Origin of the sequence: Limimaricola cinnabarinus (assembly GCF_047631075.1) — a bacterium.
GTDB classification, from domain to species: Bacteria; Pseudomonadota; Alphaproteobacteria; order Rhodobacterales; family Rhodobacteraceae; genus Limimaricola; species Limimaricola cinnabarinus.
The window spans coordinates 90,693-112,264 of record NZ_JBLHYX010000007.1; the positions used below are offsets into that span (position 1 = coordinate 90,693).

Here is a 21,572-nt window from a genome sequence, read left to right on the forward strand (position 1 = left end):
GCCGCAAAACGCGCCCCTGCGTCAGAACCCGCCGATCCGGGGCAGGGTTTCGTGCGTCGCGGCTTTTCGTGGCGCGCGGGGCAGGGTAGGAGGGCGCATGACACCGTTCCCGCACCTCCCGCCCTATCCCACCGTCCGGCTGATGCCCAAGGCCGATGCCCGCGCGATCCGCCACGGCTTTCCTTGGGTCTTCGCCAACGAGATGGTCCTCGACCGCCGCACCAAGGCGCTCGCTCCCGGCGCCCTCGCGATCCTCGAGGATGCCGAGCGGCGGCCCATGGCCGTCATCACGGTCAACCCCGGCTCCAAGATCGCGGCGCGCGTGCTCGACCGCGACCCGGAGGCCGTGATCGACGGCGACTGGATTGCCATGAGGCTCGCCGCTGCGCTGCGCCACCGCGAGGCGCTTTATGATCAGCCGTTCTACCGGCTGGTGCATGCCGAGGCCGACGGGCTGCCCGGGGTGGTGATCGACCGCTTTGGCGACATCGCCGTGCTGCAGCCCAACGCCGCTTGGGCCGATGCCGGGGCCGAGACCATCGCCGACGCGCTTCTGGCCGCGACCGGCATCCGCCGCGTCGTGTTCAACGGCTCGGGCCGGGCGCGGGGGCTGGAGGGGCTTGGCGAGGAGCTGCGGATGCTGCGCGGCGACGCGCCCGAGGGGCCGCTGCCGGTGCCGATGAACGGTGCCACCTACATGGCCGACCTGATGGGCGGTCAGAAGACGGGGCTGTTCTACGACCAGCGCCCGAACCACGCCTTTGCCGCCTCGCTGTCGAAGGACGCCCGCGTGCTCGACGTGTTCAGCCATGTCGGCGGCTTCGGCCTCGCGGCGCTGGCGCAGGGCGCGGCCTCGGCTCTCGCGGTCGACGGCTCGGCCCCGGCGCTCGATCTGGCGCGGGCGGGGGCCGAGGCCTCGGGGCTCTCCGAGCGGTTCGAGACGCGGCAGGGCGACGCCTTCGACACGCTGACCGCGCTCGAAAAGGAAGGCCGCCGCTTCGAGGTGGTGGTCTGCGACCCGCCCGCCTTCGCGCCGTCGAAATCCGCGCTCGAGCCGGGGTTGCGCGCCTATGAGCGGATCGCGCGGCTGGCGGCGTCTCTGGTCGAGGAGGGCGGTTATCTGGTGCTCTGCTCGTGCAGCCATGCCGCCGACCTGACCAAGTTCCGGGCCGCCTGCGCGCGCGGCATCGGCAAGGCGGGGCGCCGCGGCGCGATCTGCTACACCGGCTTTGCCGGTGCCGATCACCCGGTGCTGCCGCAGCTGGCCGAGGGCGGCTATCTCAAGGCGCTCGTGTTCCGCCTGTGAGGGTCCTGCTCGACGCCTGCGTCCTTTACCCGACGGTGATGCGCGAACTGCTCTTGGGCTGCGCCGCCAAAGGTCTTTACGAGCCGCGCTGGAGCGCGCGGATCTCGGAGGAATGGGCGCGGGCGGCGGCGCGGCTGGGGCCGGAGGGCGAGGCGATCGCGCGCGGCGAGATCGCAGTGTTGGCCTCGCGCTTCCCGCGCGCGGAGGTCGCGGCTGCCCCGGATCTGGAGCGCCGCCTCTGGCTTCCCGACGCGAACGACATCCACGTGCTGGCCAGCGCGGTGGCGGGGCATTGCGACGTCATCGTCACAATGAACGCCAAGGATTTTCCCCGCGACCTTCTCGCCGAAGAAGGACTGTCACGCGCCGATCCCGATAACTTCCTGCTTGGCCTCTACGAGGCCAGCCCCGGCCCGGTGGGCGAGGTCGTGGCATCGGTGGTGGCCGAGGCGACGCGGCTTTCGGGCGAGGCGTGGACCCCGCGCAAGCTCTTGCGCAAAGCGCGGCTGAACCGGTTCGGAAAGGCGGTGGAGGCGGGCGGCTAGGCCTTGAGCCACTTGGCTTCGTTGGCCTCGATCGCTTTGAGGCGCGCTTCGGTCTTGGGATGGCTCATGAGCCAGGCCGGGGTCGCACCGCCGACGCCCGCCAGATTGTCGAGCTTGGAGAGCAGCGATTTCTGCGGCGCGGTGCCAAGGCCCGCCTTGATCATAAGCGCCGAGGCATAGGCGTCGGCCTCGTATTCGTCGACCCGGCTGATCCGGGCGGCCACCAGCCGCGCCAGACCGGCCGCGATCATGCCGCCAAAGCCCGGGATGATCCGTGACAGCACCGCCGCGAGCGCCGTGCGCAGCGCGTTCTGCGCCGAGAAATCCACCATGCGGCGACGCGAATGCCCCAGCGCCACGTGGCCCAGCTCATGCGCCACGACGCTGGCGATCTCCTCGGCGGTCACCGCCCCCGAGGCATAGCGTTCCAGAAAGCCGCGCGTCAGGAAGATCCGCCCATCCGGTGCGGCAAGGCCGTTGACGGGGGCGATCTCGTAGACATGCACCTTGATGCGCGGCAGTTCCAGCGCGCGGGCCAGCTTGTCGCAGACCGCGCGCAGGCGCGGCTCGGCCAGCTCGGTCGATTTGCGGTCGAGCGCGCGGCGCGTGCGCCAGACCGACACCTGATAGACGGCGAATCCGTAGAGCAGGGCGAGAATGAGCGGTGAGAGCTTGAGCATCATGGCAATATGGTGGCCCGGTCATATCCGCACAACCACAGTTTCTTGGGTGTCACATGCGGCTCCTATGCCACAGCTTGGGTCAAGAGTGATTTACCGGACGGGAACCAAATCTGGGGTATGTCTATTGTCACAGTGTCAGGGGGGTTGTCCTACTGAATGAGGCAACCATGAACTTCGATCAATTCGACAAGCAGGTGCGCGACGCCGCACTGCAAAGGGCCTTCCCCGTCGAACGGGAGACGCCCGACAGGCTGCGCCAGCTGCTCGAACAGCTGGCGTCCCGTGGGTCCGACAACGATCGACGCGGCGGCGAGAGGGCGGGCTGAGCCCGCCCCTCGTCGGCCCGCCGCGCGGGCGAGATCAGCCCGCGATCCGGCTGAGCAGCAACAGCACGAACAATCCAACGATCCCGAGGGCCAGCGCATGCGCCGCGCCCCATTGCGCCATGTCGGCCGCACCGCCGCCATGACGACGGGCGCGATAGGCGCCGAGGATGGCTCCGATGAAGAGACCGGCAATTGGCAGGATCATCGCGTGTTCTCCGAGCGTGCCGCGATCGGCGCGACCGCAGGGCCGTGACTAGCGTTAAGGGGGGGCAGGTGTCCAGCGATGGACGCCGCGGCGCGGCGTCGCGCAGCTGGAGCATCAGGGTGGGTGCACTTTCCGCGCGAACCGTGCTAGGGTGGCCCCACTATCCTAGCGTGTGCCGCATGTTGCGAAACGCCTGTTTTCAAAGCCGTCGCCCCCGCGTTGCCGCAGCGACACGGCGGCGCAGAAACAAGGTGACATGAGGTGACGCAGGGAGTAGGAGGGCGGCATATGAGGGTACGCCGGCCGCGGGGTGGATTTGGGGACCCGGCGCTGGCCCTTAACCGGGAGCACACATGAAAGCCGAGTCATTTCTTAACGACGACTACCGGCCCGCCGAGACCGAGCCGTTCATGAATGATCGTCAGCTCGAATATTTCCGCCGCAAGCTGCTGGCCTGGAAAAACGAGCTTCTGTCCGACAGCCGCGACACCATCGAGGGCATGAAGGACGCCACGCGCAACATTCCCGACATCGCAGACCGCGCCAGCGAGGAAACCGATCGCTCGATCGAGCTTCGCACGCGGGATCGTCAGCGCAAGCTGGTTTCCAAGATCGACGCCGCGCTGCGTCGCATCGACGAGGGTGAATACGGCTATTGCGAGATCACCGGCGAGCCGATTTCGCTGCGCCGCCTGGATGCGCGCCCCATCGCCACGATGAGCCTCGAGGCGCAGGAGCGTCACGAGCGCCGCGAGCGCGTTCACCGCGACGACTGATCCGGGCGTGGCCTCCGCGACGTCCCGGCTGGCGATCGCCATCGCCGGCGCGGGAATCGGCGGCCTGAGCGCTGGGCTGTGCCTCGCACGGGCCGGCCACCGGGTCGAGATCTTCGAGCGCGCGCCCGCGCTGCGCGAAATCGGCGCGGGCCTGCAGATCACCCCGAACGGGGCCGCCGTGTTAGAGCGTCTCGGGCTGGGGCCCGCGCTCGACAAGGTGGCGATCCGCGCGCGTGCCGTGCGACCGACCGACGGGTGGTCCGGGCGCGGCATCGCGCGATTTGCCCTCGATGGGGGGCCATACCCTTACAGATTTCTGCATCGCGCCGCCTTGATCGAGCTTTTGGCCGACGCGGCGCGGGACGCGGGCGCGCGGATCGTCACCGGGCAGGCGGTGAGGGCGGCACGGCCCGAGACCGGTGATCTTATTTTCGAGACCGGCGAGCCGACGCGCCACGAGCTGATCCTTGCCGCCGACGGGCTTCGCTCCGTCCTGCGTCCGCTGATCACAGACGAGGCTGCGTGGTTCACGGGCCAAGTGGCGTGGCGCGCCGTCCTGAACGGGGTCGAGGCCGCGCCGGAGGCCCGGATCTGGATGCTGCCGGGACGGCATGTGGTGACCTATCCGCTGCCTGGCGGGCGGCTCAATCTCGTGGCGGTGCGCGAACAGTCGGGCTGGGCACCCGAGGGATGGGATCACGCCGAGGACCCGGCCCGGCTGCGCGCGGTATTCGCCGACGCCGCGCCCGAACTGCGCGCCCTGTTCGACCGTATCGAGGCGACGCGGCTTTGGGGCCTGTTCCGCCACGAGGTGCCCGAGCGGTGGCATGTCGGGCGGCTGGCGTTGCTGGGCGACGCCGCGCATCCGACGCTGCCGTTTCTGGCACAGGGTGCCAATCTCGCGATCGAGGATGGCTGGGTGCTGGCGCGGGCGCTCGAGGCGGCACCCGATCTCGATGTGGCGCTGGGTCTCTATGCGCAGCGGCGCGGCCCGCGGGTCAGGCGCGCCATCGCGGCGGCGCAGGCCAACGCCCGCAACTATCATTTTTCGGGCGTATCGCGCCGCATCGCGCATCTGGCGCTCGGCGCGATCGACCGCGTGGCGCCGAGGCGTTTCACGGCGCGCATGGACTGGCTCCATGGGCATGACGTGACACGAAATTGGCCCGCCATCGCAAGGATGACGGGCCATTCTTCTCTGGAGTAGAGAAGGGGGAAATATCCCCTAGGGTCGCTTAGTTCTGGACGCGCAGCTCACGCGTGGCGGTGATCTGACCATCGGCGTCGTAGAGCACGGCGAACACGTTGTCGCGGTAGGGGCGGTGGCTCAGCTGCACGCGAACGTCGGTTTCGAGGCCGGCACGCACGTCTTCGGTGCCGAGCAGAACGCCGGTCTCGATGCTGGAACCGTCGAGGATCTCGACATAGCCGCCGGTGGTGCTCATCACACGGTCGAGCTCGACATGGCCGGAATTGGCAACGGCCTGCTGGGCGCCGAGGTTGTCGGTGGCGGCCACGGCGGGAACGGCAGTGGCGGCGATCAGAGCGGCGAGGATGATGTTTTTCATGGTCTTTTCCTTGTTCATGTTGCCCCGGGGAGGTGGGGCGTCTTGGAGTTCATCGTGGCGGCCGATCAAGCTCGGCGCGTCTTGCAAGAAACATATGGACGGGGAGGCGGGGCACGGCCATCGCGGCATTGTCGCGATCCGTCGCAGTGCCCCGACCCGTTACACTTCGCTACAACTTTGCGGGTCGCGGCCCCGAAGGCCGGTCGGAGAAAGCTGCGTGGTGAAGGGCATTGGGTGATCCGGTCTGTCTCGTTGCGATGAGAGGGAGATAGGGTGTCCCATCTGTAAACTGAACAGTTCAGTATGTGCGTGAGCGCGGTCTAACCTGTGCGGCGAGGTGGATTGTCGCCCGGAACCCCAGGATACGCAGCCTTGCGGTTCGCATGAAAAGGGCGCGCGGCCTGCACCGCGCGCCCGAAATCCAATGAATGTCGTGGCTGTCAGGCGTCGATGTCGATCCAGACCGGCACGTGGTCGGAGGGTTTTTCGCGGCCGCGTACCTCGCGGTCGATCCAGGCGTCGCGCAAAAGGTCGGCCGCCTGCGGCGCGAGCAGCAGGTGATCGATGCGGATGCCGTTGTTGCGATCCCATGAATTGGCCTGATAGTCCCAGAAGGAATAATGCCCCGGCCCGCGCACCCGCGCGCGGAAGGCGTCGGTGAAGCCGAGCGTCTCGATCCGGCGGAACGCGGCGCGGGTCTCGGGCAGGAACAGCGCGTCCTCGCGCCACGCCTCGGGACGCGCCGCATCCTCGGCCTGCGGGATCACATTCCAGTCGCCGGCGAGCAGCGCGGGCTCCTCAAGCGCCAAAAGCGCCTGCGCCCGGTCGCGCAGCCGTGCCATCCAGGCAAGCTTGTAGTCGTATTTCGGCCCCGGCACCGGGTTGCCGTTGGGCAGATAGAGGCAGCCCACGCGCACCGGCCGGGTGTCGCCGATCACCGTGGCCTCGATATAGCGGGCCTGCTCGTCGTCATCATCGCCGGGCAGGCCGCGCGTGATGTCCTCGAGCGGCAGGCGCGACAGGATCGCGACGCCGTTGAAGCCCTTTTGCCCATGGGTCTCGACGATATACCCCATGTCCTCGAAATGCTGGCGCGGGAACGCCTCGTCGACGGACTTGATCTCCTGCAGCAGCGCCACGTCGGGCTGCGTGTCCTGCAGCCAGTCCGACAGCGCGCCGATCCGCGCCTTGATGCCGTTGATGTTGAACGTGGCGAGTTTCATGCGCGCCTCCCTGGGCCATCCTTGCCCCCGGCTTGTAACAGCCGGGGGCGGGCGGACAAGCCGCCTAGCGGGTGCACAGCTTGCGCGGGCCGGAATAGGGCTGGAAGCTGCAATCCGAGGCGCGGAACGAGCGATAGGCGCGCGAGCAGGCGCGCACGTTGCAAGAGGACTGGTCCGGGGCCGCGGCCTGACGCAGCCGGTCGCCATTGGTCGTGCTCACTTGGGTGCCACGCCGCACCCGCACGGGCGTCTGGCTCTCGGCCGAAGGGGCCTGCTGCGCACCGGAGCCGCCCGCCGCCAGCACCACATCACGCCAGATCTCGGCGGGCAGGCTGCCGCCGGTGACCGCATCCATCGGCGAGTTGTCGTCATTGCCGACCCAGACGCCGACCACCAGCTTGTCAGTGAAGCCGATGAACCAAGCGTCGCGGCTGTTCTGGCTGGTGCCGGTCTTGCCGGCGGCAAAGCCGTCTACAGCCGCGCGCTTGCCGGTGCCGTCGGTGACGACCGAGCGCAGCATCGAGACCATCGGGTCGCGGGTGCGGTTGAGCTCGACGGCGTTGGGATCGGCGTCCGAGACCGACAGCGCCACGCCGGTGTCGCCGAGCCTGAGGCTGGCGATGCCGGTAGCGTTGATCGGCGCGCGCCCCGCGAGGATCGCGGCATAGGCCTCGGTCATGTCGAGAAGCGACACCTCGGAGGTGCCCAGCGCGAGACTGGGCGTCGGCGTCAGGTCGCCCTCGATGCCGAGCTGGCGCGACACCTCGATCACCTGATCGATGCCCACCTCCTGCGCCAGCCGCACCGTGGCGGCGTTGAGCGAGCGGGTGAAGGCCTCGCGGAGGGTCACCACACCGGCATATTGGCCGTTGAAGTTCTCGGGTTTGTAGCCGTCGATGTCGATCGGCTCGTCGGGCAGGCGGGTGTCGGGGTCGGCCCCCATCACCAGAGCGGCGAGGAACACCGGCAGTTTGAAGGTCGAGCCGGGCTGGCGCAGCGCGTCGGTGGCGCGGTTGAACTGGCTCGTGCCGTAATCGGTGCCGCCGACCATAGCGCGCACCCGCCCGTCGGGGGTCATGACGACGATGGCGCCTTGGCTCGCGCCCGCCTCCGCGCCCCGGCCCGCGATGGCGGATGCGAGGATCTCCTCGGCGCGGGCCTGCAGGGCGATGTCGAGCGTCGCCGAGACCGTGAGCGGGCCGTCGACCGCTCCCGCCAGTTCCTGCGCCTCGCCCAGCACCCAATCGGCGAAATAACTGCCCGCGCGAGCCGGGGGCGGCGAGGGTTCGAGGCTCGCCATCTCGGTCCGCGCGGCCACGTAGGCGGCCTCGTCGATCCGTTCGAGATCGCGCATCACCGACAGCACCACCAGCCCGCGTTCGCGGGCGCGCTCCAGATCGGCCTCGGGGTTGATGACCGAAGGCGCGCGGATCGTCGCGGCGAGGATCGCGGCCTGCGCGAGGCTCAGCTCCTGCACCGGCACGTCGAAATAGAGCTGCGCCGCGGCGGGCATGCCCCATGCGCCCGAGCCGAGATAGGTGGAGTTGAGATAGAGCTCCATGATCCGGTCCTTGCCGAGCTGACGCTCCAGCCCCAGCGCGAGGACCATTTCCTGCAGCTTGCGTTTATAGGTGCGATCGGGGTCGAGATAGAGCACCTTCACCAGCTGCTGGGTGATGGTCGAGCCACCCTCGACGACGCCGCCCGAGGAGAGGTTGCGCCACATCGCGCGCCCGATGCCTTCGATGTCGACGCCGGGGTGATCCCAGAAGCGGCGATCCTCGATCGCGGAGACCGCCTGCGGCAGGTAACCGGGCATCTCGTCGATGGCGACGTAGCCCGCGCGGTAGGCGCCGCGGGTGAACAGCGTGTCGCCATCCTCGTCCTGCACGGTGAGGGTCGGCTCCTCGATCGGTGGCAGCATCTCGGCCAGCGGCAGGTCGCGCACCGCCCAGACGAGAATGCCGCCCGCGAGCACGATGCCAAGGAGCAGGAGGAAGGCGAGGCCGAACACCGTGCGCCAGATCCAGCGCGAGGCCCGCACCGTGGCGGCGGGACGCAGCTTGCGCGCGTCGAGCCGGGCGCGGCGGCGGGCCGAGGCGTCGCGCCAGCCCTGCACCGCGCGCTGCGTGATGGGCGGGCGCGGTTCGGCCTGCGCGATGTCGGGATCGGATTCGGTTTCGACGCGGTGCGCGCGAAGCCTGTCCTGCGCGGCGGCGAGGCCCGCGCTTGTGCCGCGCGCGGCCCGCGCCGTCAGGCTTTGCGCCGCGACGCGGCCCTGGCCGAACGCGCGGGTGCCCGCCTGTCCCAGACCGCGCCCGCCACGCCCCAGCGCCCGCAGCAAAGCCGCCCAGAAGGCGCGCGCCGCTTGCGCGAGATCGCCGTCCTGCGGCGACGGCGTGGCGGCAGGATCCCGTCCGGCCCCGTCTGCAAGTTCATCGGGACGGTCGGGCGTCTTGTCGTCGGTCATGGTCTGGGAATTCCGGTCCTGTCAGCCCTCGGAGGGTAGGGGTTCGCAGGGCCGCGTCAAGCCGCCGCAGCGCTTCAGATCGAGAAGCTGGTGCCGCAGCGCTTCAGATCGAGAAGCTGGTGCCGCAGCCGCAGGAGCTTGTGGCGTTGGGATTCTCGATCACGAAGCGCGCGCCGATCAGCTCGTCGGAGAAATCGATCACCGCGTTGGCGAGGAACGGCAGCGACACGCTGTCGACCACCACCTTTTCGCCCGAACCTTCGAGCACGAGATCGTCCTCCTTGGGCTCGTCGAGCGCGATCTCGTACTGGAAGCCCGAGCATCCGCCTCCCTCGACCGCGACGCGCAGCGCCTTGCCCTGCGCCGTCGCGCCGATTTCCGAAAGGCGGTCCCAGGCGCGGGGGGTAACAGTGGGGGGCAGCGTCAGCATGTCGGAACCTATCCATGGGCAGGGTCATTGACCGGCTCCGACACGGTCATTCGGGCGAATGTCCTGTGCGGGCGGCCTCTCGATCCATATAGGTAAGGTGAATAGTGACGACAAGCTGGCGGACATGATGATGGCTCCCTATGCCTCAGACCCGCGCGACACGCGCGGCAGGCTTTACCCCGAGGAAGAGAGCGCCTTCCGCTCCCCCTTTCAGCGCGACCGCGACCGCATCATCCATGCGAGCGCGTTTCGCCGCCTCAAGCACAAGACGCAGGTCTTCATCGAGCATGAGGGCGATTACTTCCGCACGCGTCTGACCCATTCGATCGAGGTGGCGCAGGTCGCGCGCACCATCTCAGGGGTGCTCGGGCTCAACACCGAACTGACCGAGGCGGTGGCGCTGGCGCATGATCTCGGACACCCGCCCTTCGGCCATACCGGCGAGGACGCGCTCGACGCGCTGATGGCGCCTTACGGCGGCTTTGATCACAACGCGCAGGCGATCCGCATCGTCACCTCGCTGGAGCGGCACTACGCCGATTTCGACGGGTTGAACCTGACTTGGGAAACGCTCGAAGGCATCGCCAAACATAACGGCCCCGTCACCGGCGACATTCCCCACGCACTGGCCGATTACAACGCGCGCCACGATCTGGAGCTGCACACCCATGCCAGCGCCGAGGCGCAGGTGGCCGCATTGGCCGACGACATCGCCTACAGCCATCACGACCTGCATGACGGGCTGCGCGCCGAGCTGTTTTCGACAGACGAGCTGGCCGAGTTGCCGATCCTCGACGCCTGCTTCGCCGAGGTGGACCGCAAATATCCCGGCCTGAACTACTACCGCCGCCGCCACGAGGCGCTGCGCCGGTTCTTCGGCGTGCTCGTCGAGGACGTGATCGGCGTGGCGCGCGCCAACCTTGCCGAGGCCGATCCGAAATCGGCGCAGGAGGTGCGCGAGGCAGGGCGGATGATGGTGCGCTTCACCCCCGGGCTCTGGGCCGATCTGAAGGTGTTGCGGCATTTCCTGTTTCACCGCATGTACCGCGCGCCCGAGGTGGTGGTGATGCGCGAACGGGTGACCGGCGTGATCCACGACCTGTTCCCGCTTTTCATGGCGCATCCCGAGAATTTACCCAAGCAGTGGCGAAAGGACGTTGCGGAGGCAAAGGGCGAAACCGCCTTGGCACGGATCGTCGCGGACTACATTGCCGGGATGACCGATCGCTTCGCGCTGCAAGAGCACGCGCGGCTGACCGGCTCGGACATACTTGAGACAACGAACGTGGCGGGAGCCTGGAGTGGAAATTGAGATGACGGCAGAACACGCCGCCGGGCTGACCCCGATCATGGCCTTTGCGCTGGTGGGGGCCATCGGCGTCGGTTCGCAATGGATCGCGTGGCGGCTGCGCATGCCCGCCATCGTGCTGATGCTGGTGGCGGGCCTCCTGATCGGGCCGGTCTTCGGCATTTTCAATCCGGAGCGCGATATCGGCGTACTGCTGGCCCCGATGATCTCCATCGCGGTGGCGATCATCCTGTTCGAGGGCGGGCTGACGCTCAACGTGCGGTCCTTGCGCGACGTGGCGCAGGGGGTGAGCCGCCTCGTCTTCATCGGCGCGCCACTGGGCTGGCTCTTCTCGACGCTGGCGCTGCGCTACGGCGCGGGGATGACTTGGGAAAGCTCGGCCGTCTTCGGCGGCATCATGATCGTCACCGGCCCGACCGTGATCGCGCCGTTGCTGCGCACCGCGCGGCTGTCGCGACGCCCGGCGGCGCTCCTGCAATGGGAGGCCATCGTCAACGACCCCTTGGGCGCGCTCGCCGCCGTTCTCGCCTTCGAGGTGGTGCTTGTGCTGCGCACCGCGACCACGGTGGGCCATGCGGTGTGGGAGCTGGTGCTCGGCGTCGTGGTGGCGCTGCTGCTGGGGATCGCCGGCGCGCTGATCGTGGCGTGGGGTTTTCGCAAGGGGCGCGTGCCGGAATACATGAAGGTGCCGGTGCTGTTCTCGCTGCTGCTCGCGGTCTTTGCGGTGTCCGACACCATCCTGCACGAAAGCGGCCTGCTCGCCGTCACGGTGATGGGCATCGGCATCGCCAATGCCGATCTCGCCTCCTATGCCGAGCTGCGCCGCTTCAAGGAACACGCGACGATCCTTCTGGTCTCGGGCGTGTTCATCCTGCTCGCCGCAGCGATCGAGTTCGACACGCTCACGGCGCTGAACTGGCGCGCGGTGCTCTTCGTCTTTGCCGTGGTGATGCTGGTGCGCCCGCTCACCGTGGTGCTGTCTCTGCTCGGCTCGGGTGTGCCATGGCGCGAACAGCTTCTCGTGGCGCTGACCGGCCCGCGCGGCGTGGTGCTCGTCGCGGTGGCGGGTCTGTTCGGCGAAAGGCTGGCCGAGCTGGGGGTGCCTGACGGCGCCGACATCGCGCCGCTGGCCTTCGTGCTGGTCGCCTTCACGGTGGTGATCCACGGCTTCACGCTGGCCCCTTTCGCGCGGTTTCTCGGCCTCTCGGGCGCCAGCGTGCCGGGCGTGCTGCTGATCGGCGGCTCGCGCTGGACCCGTGGGTTGGCCGAAGCGCTCAAGAAGGTCGAGGTGCCGGTGCTGATCGCGGACCCGAACCACAACAACCTGCGCGCCGCGCGCTCGGAAGGCATCCCGACCTATTCCGGCGACATCCTGTCGGAATCGGCCGAGCACTGGCTCGAACTGGTGAGCTACGACGTGGTGGTCGCGGCGACCGAGAACGATGCCTACAACACGCTGGTCGCTACCGATCTCGGCCCCGAATTCGGGCGCGACAACGTCTATCAGATCGCCCGGCAGAAGATGGAAAGCGCGCGGCACGCGCTCTCCAACAGCCTGACGGGCCGCGAATTCGGCCCCGAGGAGACGCATGACGGGCTCGAGCAGCTGATGCGCGAGGGCTGGACCTTTCGCGTGACCCGGCTGACCGAGGAATACAGTCTTGAGGAATGGCGCGAGAAACGGCCCCATGCCAAGGTCGTCGCCCGCGTCGGCCCGCAGGGCACGACCGAGTTCATCCGCGAGGATGACGACATTCGCGCGGCGCCGGGCGTGCGCATCATCTCGATGCTGCCGCCGGGCGAGGAAAAGGGCACCGATCCCGGCGCGGGCCACGAGATCGCCAGGCAAGCTGCCAAGAACAACGGTGGCAAGGGCAGCGGTCGCCCCACCGGCAAGAGCGGCAGCATGGCCGGGGTCAAGGCCCTTGGCGTAAAGGCTTGGGGGCCGAAGCCCGGCACGAAGTCGACGGGTGGCAAGAAGCCCAAGGGCGAGCCGCCCCGCGCCGCCTGATCGGGCGCATTCGAACCGGTCCGGGCGGTGCCGCGCGTTGACGCGCGGCACCGCCATGGTAAAGGGTCGCGGGCCGATCTCGCGGCACGACTGGCCGAAAGGACTGCGCATGAACCTCTTTACCGATATCCGGGCCCTTGTGCTCGACACGCTGGATGCGATGGCGCGCGATGGTGCGATCCCCCAAGGGATGCAGACCGGCGCCGTGACGGTGGAGCCGCCGCGCGACGCGGCGCATGGGGACATGGCGACCAACGCCGCGATGGTGCTGGCCAAGCCCGCGGGCAAGAAGCCGCGCGACATCGCCGAGGATCTGGCCGAGCGGCTCGGTGCCGACGACCGCATCGAGAGCGCCGAGGTGGCGGGGCCAGGCTTCATCAACCTCCGCCTCGCGCCGTCGCTGTGGCAGGGCATCGTGCGGGCCGCGCTGACCCAGGAGGGCTTCGGCCGCTCGACCATGGGGCAGGGCGAGAAGGTCAATGTCGAATACGTCTCGGCCAACCCCACGGGGCCGATGCATGTGGGCCATGCCCGCGGCGCGGTGTTCGGCGACGCGCTGGCGCGGCTGCTGGATTACGCGGGCCACGACGTGACCAAGGAATACTATGTCAATGACGGCGGCGCGCAGGTCGACGTGCTGGCGCGCTCCTCCTTCGAGCGTTACCGCGAAGCCTGCGGCATGACGCCCGAGATCGGCGAGGGGCTCTATCCGGGCGACTACCTCGTGCCGGTGGGCGAGAAGCTCAAGGAGATCTGGGGCGAGGGCAAGCTCAACAGCCCCGAGGAAGATTGGCTCGAGGAGGCGCGTGAAATCGCCACCGAGGCGATGATGGAGATGATCCGCACCGACCTCGCGGCGCTGGGCGTCACCATGGACGTGTTCTTTTCGGAAAAGGCGCTTTACGGCACCGGCCGGATCGAGGACGCGATCAAGACGCTCGACGACAAGGGCCTGATCTATCGCGGCACGCTTGAGCCGCCCAAGGGCAAGACGCCCGAGGATTGGGAGCCGCGCGAGCAGACGCTGTTCCGCTCCACCGCGCATGGCGACGACGTCGACCGGCCGATCATGAAGTCGGATGGCGCGTGGACCTATTTCGCGCCCGACATCGCCTATCACCACGACAAGGTGAGCCGCGGCTTCACCCAGCTCATCGACGTGTTCGGCGCCGACCACGGCGGCTACGTCAAGCGGATGAAGGCCGCCGTCTCAGCGCTTTCGGAAGGAAAGGTGCCGCTCGACGTCAAGCTGATCCAGCTGGTGAAGCTGTGGAAGAACGGCGAGCCGTTCAAGATGTCGAAGCGCGCCGGCAACTTCGTGACGCTGCGCGATCTGGTCGATCAGGTCGGCGCGGACGCGGTGCGGTTCCACATGCTGACCCGCAAGAACGACGCGCCGCTCGATTTCGACTTCGACAAGGTGTTGGAGCAGAGCCGCGAGAACCCCGTCTTCTACGTGCAATACGCCAATGCGCGCATCAACTCGGTGCTGCGCAAGGCCGACGCCATGGGCATCGCAGTCGACGACGCGACGCTGGCCGAGGCCGATCTTTCGAAGCTCGATCACGAGGCGGAGCTTTCGCTGATGCGCGCCCTCGCCGAATGGCCGCGTCTGGTGGAGATCGCCGCCAAGGGCCACGAGCCGCACCGCGTCGCCTTCTATCTCTACGACCTCGCCTCGGCGCTGCACGCGCTGTGGAACCGCGGCAATGACGAGCCGGGCCTGCGCTTCGTGCAGGAGGGCGACGCGGCCACGACGCAGGGCAAGATTTCGCTCGCCCGCGCGGTCGGCGTTGTGATCGGGGAAGGGCTTGGTATCCTTGGCGTCACCCCGGTCGAGGAGATGCGCTGAGCGCGTCTTTCGAAGCATGGCGGGCATGACGGGGCAGGTGGCCCCGCGACAAGGGGCGGCAGAGAGGCTGGGAATGGCACAACCGAGCGATCCACAGGGCCCCGGCCGACTGGCGGCCGGGATGGCGCTGATGTTCCGCTATGCGGGGGCCATCGTGTCGCTGGCCCTCGTGTTGGGCATCGGTGTCTGGGGCTACAAGCTGTGGATGCGTGACGTCACGGGCATCCCGGTGGTGCGTGCCATGCAGGGCCCGATGCGCGCCGCCCCCAAAGAGCCGGGCGGCGAGATCGCGCTGCACAAGGGGCTCGCGGTGAACGACATCGCCGCGATGGGCGAGGCGGCGGGCCCCGAGGAGCGGCTGGTTCTGGCGCCGCAGCCGCCGGGCCTCACCGAGGACGACCTGCTGGTGCAGCCCACCGCCGAGGCGGACGAGCTGCGCGCGGGCCAGGATCTCGCGCAGGTGCCGCCAGCGTTCGACCCGACCAAGCCGATGTCGGTCGACGACGTGGCGGCGCTGGCCGACAGCCTCGCGGCGGGGGCCGCGCCGCTGGGCGCGGTGGAGCCGCCCGCGCCGGGCACCATCGCCGGACCCGACCCTTCTGTGATCGCCGCCGCCGACCCGGCGCTGGCCCCCTCTGGGTCAGGCGCGCCCGCGCGCCCGGCGCTGCGCCCCAACGCGCTGCGCCCCGCCACCGCCATGGCCGCCGCCGCAGCCCCCGCGCCCGAGCCGCAGATCGCCCCCGTGGCGGTCAGCACCGGGGACATCGCGCCCGGCACCAGCCTCGTGCAACTCGGCGCCTTCGAGAGCCCCGAGGTGGCCGGGCAGGAATGGGCGCGCCTCGCGGGCCGCTTCGGCGAGCTGATGTCGGGCCACGACCGGCTGGTGCAGGAGGCGGTGAGCGGCGGACGCACCTTCTTCCGGCTGCGCGCCACCGGTTTTGCCGATCTGGCCGAGGCGCGGCGCTTCTGCTCGGCGCTGGTCGCCGAGGACGCCGCCTGCATTCCCGTGGTGGTGCGATGACCGCCGCCGCGATCCTCGGGCCCGAAGGGCTGCGGCTCGGTCCGGACGAGGCCGCGTTCTTCCGCGACGCCGACCCTTGGGGCTATATCCTGTTCGCGCGCAACATCGATACGCCGGACCAGCTGCGCCGCCTGACGGGCGATCTGCGGGACGCGGTGGGCCGCGACGCGCCGATCCTGATCGATCAGGAGGGGGGGCGGGTGCAGCGGATGCGGCCGCCGCACTGGCACGCCTATCTGCCCGCGCTCGACCAGATGCGGCGCGCCTCCGACCCGCTGCGTGCGCAATGGCTGCGCCACAGGCTCATCGCGGCGGATCTGCACGAGGTCGGCATCGACGTGAACTGCGCGCCGCTGGCCGATCTGGTGGAGCCGCAGACCCATCACATCCTGCGCAACCGTCTTTATGGCGACACGGTGGAGGGCGTCGTCGCGGCGGCCCGCACCGCCGCCGAGGGGCTTTTGGCGGGCGGCGTGCTGCCGGTGCTCAAGCACATCCCCGGCTATGGCCGCGCCAGCGTCGACAGCCACAAGGCGCTGCCCCGCGTCTCGGTGCCGCTCGACGATCTGCGCGACCGCGATTTCGCGCCCTTCGCGGCGCTCAATGACATGGCGATGGGCATGACTGCTCATATCGTGCTCGACGCCGTCGATCCCGACCGGCCCGCGACCACCTCGGCGCGCGCGATGCGGATGATCCGCGAGGAGATCGGCTTCGACGGGCTCTTGATGACCGACGATCTGTCGATGGAGGCGCTTTCGGGCGACATCGACGCGCGCGCGGCCGCCAGCATCGCGGCGGGCTGCGACGTGGTGCTGCACTGCAACGGCGAGCGCGACGAGATGGAGGCCGTGGTCGCGGCCTGCGGCGCGATGGGGCCGGATGCGGCACGGCGCGCCGAGGCGGCGCTGGCGCAGCGCCGAATGCCAGAGCTTGCCGATATCGAGGCGCTGCGCGACGAGTTGGGCGCGCTCACCGGCGAGGACACCTGATGGATGGCGGGCGGGACATCGAGGCCGCACGCGCCACGGTCGAGGAGCGCCGCAACGCCGAGGCGCTGATCGTCGACGTTGAGGGCTTCGAGGGGCCGCTCGACCTGCTCCTGGTGCTGTCGCGCAGCCAGAAGGTCGACCTGCGGCAGGTCTCGATCCTCGCTCTGGCCGAGCAGTACCTCGTCTTCGTCGAACGCGCGCGGCTGCTGCGGATCGAGCTGGCTGCAGATTATCTCGTGATGGCGGCCTGGCTGGCCTTTCTCAAGTCGCGCCTGCTGCTGCCGCCAGATCCCAAAGGCGACGAGCCGTCGGGCGAGGACCTCGCCGCCCATCTCGCGTTCCAGCTCGAACGCCTGCAGGCGATGCGCGAGGCGGCCACGGCGCTGATGGCGCGGCCCCGGCTCGGGCGGGACGTCTTTGCGCGGGGCGCGGCCGAGGCCGTGACCGTGCATCGCTCGGCCGTGCATCACGCCAGCCTGCTCGACCTCATGCAGGCCTATGCCCGCGTGAAGACCCGCGACGAGTTTCGCCCCTTCGTGATGGACCGGCGCGACCTGATGACGATGGAGCAGGCGCTCGACCGGCTGCGCAGCCTCGTGGGCGACGCAGCCGACTGGGCCGACATCTCGGCCTATCTGCCCGAGGACTGGCACGTGGCGCCCAAGCGCCGCCGCTCGGCCACCGCCGCGACCTTCGCGGCCTCGCTCGAACTGGCCAAGGAAGGCCGCATCGAGATCCGTCAGAACGAGAGCTTCTCCCGCATCGAGATCCGCCGGAAGGACCGCGCATGACCCAAAGCCCCGAGCCCGCCCAGTTCGACGCGCCGCCGCGCGCCGAGGCCGCCCGGATGATCGAGGCGATGCTGTTCGCCAGCGCCGAGCCGCTGGGAACGGCCGAGATGGCGCGCCGCCTGCCGGAGGGCACGGATCTGGCCGGCGCGATCGAGGATCTGCGCGCGCTGTATCAAGGGCGCGGCATCGAGCTGTGCCGTGTGGGCGAGGCTTGGGCCTTTCGCACCGCGCCGGATCTGGGGCATCTGCTCGAACGGCACACGGTCGAGACCCGCAAGCTCAGCCGGGCCGCGACCGAGACCCTCGCCATCATCGCCTATCATCAGCCCTGCACCCGCGCCGAGATCGAGGAGATCCGCGGCGTATCGGTGAGCCGCGGCACCATCGACCAGCTCGTCGAGATGGGCTGGGTCCGGCTCGGCCGGCGCAAGATGACGCCGGGACGGCCGGTGACTTTCGTCGTGACCGAAGCCTTTCTCGACCATTTCGGCCTGTCGAGCGCCCGCGACCTGCCGGGGTTGCGCGAATTGCGCGCGGCGGGCCTGCTCGAGAATCGTCCGCCGCCACAGGCGGGGGGGCAGGAAGATGAGGGCGAGGCGCAGGACAGTCTTTTCGGAGACTGATCTCATGCCGACGGCGCAGGGCCGACCCCGGTCGGAGACTTCGTCAATGATGCTTTAAGTAGATTGGCCCATCTTGTCCTGAGACCGATGAACGTTGCGTTCCGCAATGCGTCGGCGACCAGAGCGGGACCATGACCATGACCATCGATACGGCCCGACAGCTTTCGGCGCGCAATTTCGGCGAGGTCCGGAGCGCGATTCGTATCATCCGCCGGTTCGAGCGGTTGCGTTTTCGCTTCGCCGCCGCCGCGGCGGGGATCTGCTGTCTGGCCTTGGCGGGCTACCTGCTGGACCTGCGCATGCTGTATCTGCCAGTGGAGGAGGGGGGCGGCACCCATCCCCTGACCGCGCTGACCGCGCTTTTGCTGGCGCTGGGGCGGTGCGCGTCGAACCGCAGGTTTGAATTCGCCCTGGCCTCGCTGGCGGCGGCGCTTCTGGGGCTGCGCGGAATCGAACTGCTCTGGCTCGAGACCCCGATGCCGGTGGGGCAATGGCTCGGGATGTTCACGTGGGATTCGGCCCCTCGCGGGGAAACCGCGATGGGCTTCAATTCTCTCGGCACCTTCGCCGCGATCGCTCTCGCCATTCTGCTGGGTCACCGATCGGCCCTCGGCATGGCTGCCATCGTCGCCGCCTTTGGCGTATGCTGCACGGTGATCGTTGCGTACAGCTACGCGCTGCACCCGGCCTTTGGCGGCATGTCCCCCATCACCACGTTGATCGCGCTGCTGCTGATGCTGGCCACGGTGGGGCGGCACATCGATCCTCTGGCGCTGCGTCTCCTGCTCTCCGACAGCGCGGTCTCGCGATTGCTGCGCCGTCAGCTTCTTCTGGCACTCAGCGGGTTCTGGATCGGCGGGCTGCTGCTGTTGCAACTGCACCCCGCCCAATGGATCACCGCCGCGCCGCTGTTCACGACCGTGATGCTGGTGCTGGCCATCGCGGGGCTGATCTCGACCGTCGCTATGCTGGCCGGCACGGAAAACACCCGTCAGCGGCAGCAGGCGACGCTGGAGCGGCTTTCGGTGACGGACGCGCTGACGGGGCTGTCCAACCGCTGGGCCTGCGACGTCTTTGCCAGCCGCGCGATCGCCGCCGCGCAGCGCGAGGGGACCGGCCTCGCCGTGGTGCTGATCGACATCGACCGGTTCAAATCGGTGAATGATCGCTATGGCCATGCCGCAGGCGACCGGTTGCTGTGCGAGGTGGGACATCTGCTGCCGCGCTGGCTGCGGCGGTCGGACCTTGCCGCGCTGGGGCGGGGAGGAATTCCTGCTGATCCTCACCACCACGCGGCTGACCGGGGCGATCGCGCTGGCCGAGCGGGTGCGCCGTTGCTTCGAGGACAGACTGTCGCTGCCTGATGGCTCCATGCCGGTCACCGCTTCGATCGGCTGCGCCGAGATGTTGACGGGCGAGGAGACGCTCGACGCGGCGATCTCGCGCGCCGACGCCGCGCTCTACCGTGCCAAGAACGCAGGTCGCAACCGGGTCGAGCCGCGCTTGCCAACCCTCGAAGCAGGCTCGGATGCCTCACCCTGCGAGGAGTCGAACACCGCTCAGGGCAGGGCACCACGGCCCGGTCCTCGACGCCGGCGCGCCGCCGACACGGTCTCTTGAGACGCCTCAGGGGCTTCGGAATTGCTTGGAAAGCTTGAGGCCCTGGCCCTGGTAGTTCGAAGCGATGCCGGCGCCATAAAGGCGGTCGGGCGTCTCGGCCATCCGCTCATAGACCAGTCGGCCCACAACCTGCCCATGTTCGAGCACGAACGGCGCCTCGTGGCAGCGCACCTCGAGCACCCCGCGCGATCCCTTGCCCCGCGCCTCGGCATAGCCGAAACCGGGGTCGAAGAACCCGGCGTAATGCACCCGAAATTCCCCCGCCATGGCGAGGTAGGGCGCCATTTCGGCGGCATAGGCGGGCGGGATGGTGACGGATTCGCGGCTGACGAGGATATAGAAGGCGCCGGGGTCGAGGATGATCCGGCCATGTGCCGCCGTGACCACCTCCCAGAACTCGGCCGGGTCGTAATGGTCGATGCGGTCGAGATCGATCACCCCGGTATGCGGCTTGGCGCGAAACCCCGCGCAGGCCGCAAGCTCGGGCGACAGGTCGACCGAAAAGCCCAGCCCCTCGGAAATGAGCGCCTCGCCGGTCACCAGGGGCTCTTGGGCGTGCAGCGCAGCAAGCTGCGCGTCGTCGAGCACCGCTTGGCCCCCGCGAAACCGGATCTGGTTGAGCTTCATGCCCGGCCGGACCAGCACCGAGAAGCTGCGCGGGCAGATCTCGGCATAGAGCGGGCCGTCATGGCCGGGGGCCACCCGGTCGAATTCGGTGCCGCCATCGGTGATGAGACGCGTCAGCAGGTCTAGCCGCCCCGTGGAGCTCTTGGCGTTGGCGACGGCCTGAACGCCCTCCGGCAGGGCCAGCCGCTCCATCAGCGGCACCACGTAGACGCAGCCCTTTTCGAGCACCGCGCCGCCATCGAGATCGATGCGGTGCATCTCGAATTCGGAGATCCGGTCCGCGACCCGGCGGCCATTGCCCGTAAGGAACGAGGCGCGCACCCGGTAGGCGATGCGGCCAAGCCGCAGATCGAGGCTGGCGGGCTGAATCTGGGTGGGATCGATCGGTTCGGAGGCCGAGATGGCACCGGTTTCGATCAGCGCGGCGATCCCCTGGCGGGGCAGAACTCCGGTCACGGTCGGCTCCTCTGACATGACGACGCCCGCCGCTTTGAGGCGGCGGGCGGTCATAAATGGTCGGGCTAGCAGGACTCGAACCTGCGACCTTCCGTCCCCCAGACGGACGCGCTACCAGGCTGCGCTATAGCCCGACTGAGGCTGCTAATGCCCCATACGGCGGGCGGGAGCAAGCCGATTTGCGCAAAAAATTTCAGGTTTTCAGAGCGGGCGATCACGAGCGGCGATCATGCGCAGGCGTAGAGATTCCAGACGCCGCAGCAGCGGCGCGATCCGCGCCGCGCGCGTCGCCAGATGAGTCGGATCGGCGGACAGAACAGCCGCAAGCGGCGAGGCGGCGCGCGATCGGGGCAGGGCGGTCGCGGCCCCTTGTGCCGGGTCTTCCTCGCGATCGAGCACGAGGACCGCATCCTCAACGGGCGCGGCGCCAGCGACGAGGCGCGGGCGGGAGGGTTGGGGCGCGGCGGCGGGCAGGCCGTGATCGGCGACATGGCGCGCGCCCTTTTCGCGCAACAGTTTCTGCACGCCCTTGATGGTCATGCCCTGATCATGCAGCAGCGCCTTGATCCCGCATAGCAGCGCCAGATCCTCGGGCCGGTAATAGCGCCGCCCGCCCGCCCGTTTGACCGGCCGCACCTGCGCGAACTTGCTCTCCCAGAATCGCAGCACATGCGCCGGGGTGTCGAGCACCTCCGAAACCTCACCGATGGTGCGGAAGGCGTGGGCCGATTTCGCCAT

20 protein-coding genes, 1 tRNA gene and 1 pseudogene are annotated in these 21,572 nt (G+C 68.9%); 13 read left to right on the forward strand and 9 right to left on the reverse strand.

The window, feature by feature from the left end; all coding sequences use genetic code 11:
• Positions 1–97: 97 nt before the first annotated feature.
• Positions 98–1,306 carry an RSP_2647 family RNA methyltransferase gene (locus ACJASC_RS07720; RefSeq protein ID WP_415144932.1) on the forward strand — a complete coding sequence of 403 codons (1,209 nt, stop codon included), beginning with the start codon at positions 98–100 and terminating at the stop codon, positions 1,304–1,306.
• Positions 1,303–1,851 (forward strand): RSP_2648 family PIN domain-containing protein, encoded by a 549-nt coding sequence (locus ACJASC_RS07725; protein WP_415144934.1) that lies wholly within the window; start codon positions 1,303–1,305, stop codon positions 1,849–1,851. Before ACJASC_RS07720 ends, ACJASC_RS07725 begins: the two co-directional genes overlap by 4 nt.
• On the opposite strand, the gene ACJASC_RS07730 is transcribed toward ACJASC_RS07725, so the two are convergent.
• Positions 1,848–2,531, reverse strand: coding sequence for a M48 family metallopeptidase (locus tag ACJASC_RS07730; RefSeq protein WP_045319722.1), 684 nt, complete (start codon positions 2,529–2,531; stop codon positions 1,848–1,850). The genes ACJASC_RS07725 and ACJASC_RS07730 overlap by 4 nt on opposite strands.
• A gap of 170 nt (positions 2,532–2,701) precedes the next feature.
• Here ACJASC_RS07730 and ACJASC_RS07735 point away from each other — a divergent pair, with 170 nt between their 5' ends.
• Positions 2,702–2,860 carry a hypothetical protein gene (locus tag ACJASC_RS07735; RefSeq protein WP_415144936.1) on the forward strand — a complete coding sequence of 53 codons (159 nt, stop codon included), beginning with the start codon at positions 2,702–2,704 and terminating at the stop codon, positions 2,858–2,860.
• A 34-nt stretch (positions 2,861–2,894) separates the two neighbouring features.
• Here ACJASC_RS07735 and ACJASC_RS07740 read toward each other — a convergent pair whose 3' ends face one another.
• Positions 2,895–3,065: a hypothetical protein gene (locus ACJASC_RS07740; protein WP_021693022.1), complete on the reverse strand. Its 171-nt coding sequence runs from the start codon at positions 3,063–3,065 to the stop codon at positions 2,895–2,897.
• Between the two features lie 353 nt (positions 3,066–3,418).
• Between ACJASC_RS07740 and dksA the strand changes: the two genes are divergently transcribed.
• Both dksA and ACJASC_RS07750 read left to right on the forward strand, forming a co-directional pair.
• Positions 3,419–3,841 (forward strand): RNA polymerase-binding protein DksA, encoded by a 423-nt coding sequence (gene dksA, locus ACJASC_RS07745; RefSeq protein ID WP_021693021.1) that lies wholly within the window; start codon positions 3,419–3,421, stop codon positions 3,839–3,841.
• A gap of 7 nt (positions 3,842–3,848) precedes the next feature.
• The gene (locus tag ACJASC_RS07750; RefSeq protein ID WP_415144939.1) at positions 3,849–5,048 is read left to right on the forward strand and encodes an FAD-dependent monooxygenase; all 1,200 of its coding nucleotides are present in this window, start codon (positions 3,849–3,851) and stop codon (positions 5,046–5,048) included.
• 28 nt (positions 5,049–5,076) lie between these two features.
• Here the strand turns inward: ACJASC_RS07750 and ACJASC_RS07755 are convergent, their stop codons facing one another.
• The 4 genes from ACJASC_RS07755 to ACJASC_RS07770 all read right to left on the reverse strand — a co-directional run bounded on the left by ACJASC_RS07755 (position 5,077) and on the right by ACJASC_RS07770 (position 9,529).
• On the reverse strand, positions 5,077–5,409 hold the full coding sequence (locus ACJASC_RS07755) for a DUF7282 domain-containing protein (RefSeq protein WP_145973710.1): 333 nt from the start codon (positions 5,407–5,409) through the stop codon (positions 5,077–5,079).
• Between the two features lie 440 nt (positions 5,410–5,849).
• A complete protein-coding gene (gene xth / locus ACJASC_RS07760; protein WP_021693018.1) occupies positions 5,850–6,632 on the reverse strand; it encodes an exodeoxyribonuclease III in 783 nt (260 codons plus the stop codon).
• A gap of 64 nt (positions 6,633–6,696) precedes the next feature.
• Positions 6,697–9,102, reverse strand: a complete 2,406-nt coding sequence (locus tag ACJASC_RS07765) for a PBP1A family penicillin-binding protein (protein WP_415144941.1) — start codon at positions 9,100–9,102, stop codon at positions 6,697–6,699.
• Positions 9,103–9,205: 103 nt separating this feature from the next.
• Positions 9,206–9,529, reverse strand: coding sequence for a HesB/IscA family protein (locus ACJASC_RS07770; protein WP_045319720.1), 324 nt, complete (start codon positions 9,527–9,529; stop codon positions 9,206–9,208).
• Between the two features lie 130 nt (positions 9,530–9,659).
• On the opposite strand from ACJASC_RS07770, the gene ACJASC_RS07775 reads away from it, so the two are divergent.
• From ACJASC_RS07775 to ACJASC_RS07810, 8 genes and pseudogenes are all read left to right on the forward strand, one after another.
• Complete coding sequence (locus ACJASC_RS07775; RefSeq protein WP_415145067.1) at positions 9,660–10,844, forward strand: deoxyguanosinetriphosphate triphosphohydrolase; 1,185 nt, start codon at positions 9,660–9,662, stop codon at positions 10,842–10,844.
• A 1-nt stretch (position 10,845) separates the two neighbouring features.
• Positions 10,846–12,852 carry a cation:proton antiporter gene (locus ACJASC_RS07780; protein WP_415144943.1) on the forward strand — a complete coding sequence of 669 codons (2,007 nt, stop codon included), beginning with the start codon at positions 10,846–10,848 and terminating at the stop codon, positions 12,850–12,852.
• A gap of 109 nt (positions 12,853–12,961) precedes the next feature.
• Positions 12,962–14,704 (forward strand): arginine--tRNA ligase, encoded by a 1,743-nt coding sequence (gene argS / locus ACJASC_RS07785; RefSeq protein WP_415144948.1) that lies wholly within the window; start codon positions 12,962–12,964, stop codon positions 14,702–14,704.
• A gap of 73 nt (positions 14,705–14,777) precedes the next feature.
• Positions 14,778–15,725: an SPOR domain-containing protein gene (locus ACJASC_RS07790; RefSeq protein ID WP_415144950.1), complete on the forward strand. Its 948-nt coding sequence runs from the start codon at positions 14,778–14,780 to the stop codon at positions 15,723–15,725.
• On the forward strand, positions 15,722–16,717 hold the full coding sequence (locus tag ACJASC_RS07795; RefSeq protein ID WP_415144952.1) for a glycoside hydrolase family 3 N-terminal domain-containing protein: 996 nt from the start codon (positions 15,722–15,724) through the stop codon (positions 16,715–16,717). The genes ACJASC_RS07790 and ACJASC_RS07795 overlap by 4 nt, the downstream gene beginning before the upstream one ends.
• Complete coding sequence (locus ACJASC_RS07800; RefSeq protein WP_415144954.1) at positions 16,717–17,508, forward strand: segregation and condensation protein A; 792 nt, start codon at positions 16,717–16,719, stop codon at positions 17,506–17,508. The genes ACJASC_RS07795 and ACJASC_RS07800 overlap by 1 nt, the downstream gene beginning before the upstream one ends.
• Positions 17,505–18,131, forward strand: coding sequence for an SMC-Scp complex subunit ScpB (scpB, locus tag ACJASC_RS07805; RefSeq protein ID WP_415144956.1), 627 nt, complete (start codon positions 17,505–17,507; stop codon positions 18,129–18,131). The genes ACJASC_RS07800 and scpB overlap by 4 nt, the downstream gene beginning before the upstream one ends.
• Before the next feature lie 965 nt (positions 18,132–19,096).
• Positions 19,097–19,751 (forward strand): annotated as a pseudogene (locus tag ACJASC_RS07810) (GGDEF domain-containing protein).
• A 6-nt stretch (positions 19,752–19,757) separates the two neighbouring features.
• Here ACJASC_RS07810 and ACJASC_RS07815 read toward each other — a convergent pair.
• From ACJASC_RS07815 to ACJASC_RS07825, 3 genes are all read right to left on the reverse strand, one after another.
• The gene (locus tag ACJASC_RS07815) at positions 19,758–20,834 is read right to left on the reverse strand and encodes a 2'-deoxycytidine 5'-triphosphate deaminase (RefSeq protein WP_415144958.1); all 1,077 of its coding nucleotides are present in this window, start codon (positions 20,832–20,834) and stop codon (positions 19,758–19,760) included.
• Between the two features lie 57 nt (positions 20,835–20,891).
• Positions 20,892–20,968: transfer RNA gene (locus tag ACJASC_RS07820), tRNA-Pro, on the reverse strand.
• 67 nt (positions 20,969–21,035) lie between these two features.
• Complete coding sequence (locus ACJASC_RS07825) at positions 21,036–21,572, reverse strand: MerR family transcriptional regulator (RefSeq protein WP_415144960.1); 537 nt, start codon at positions 21,570–21,572, stop codon at positions 21,036–21,038.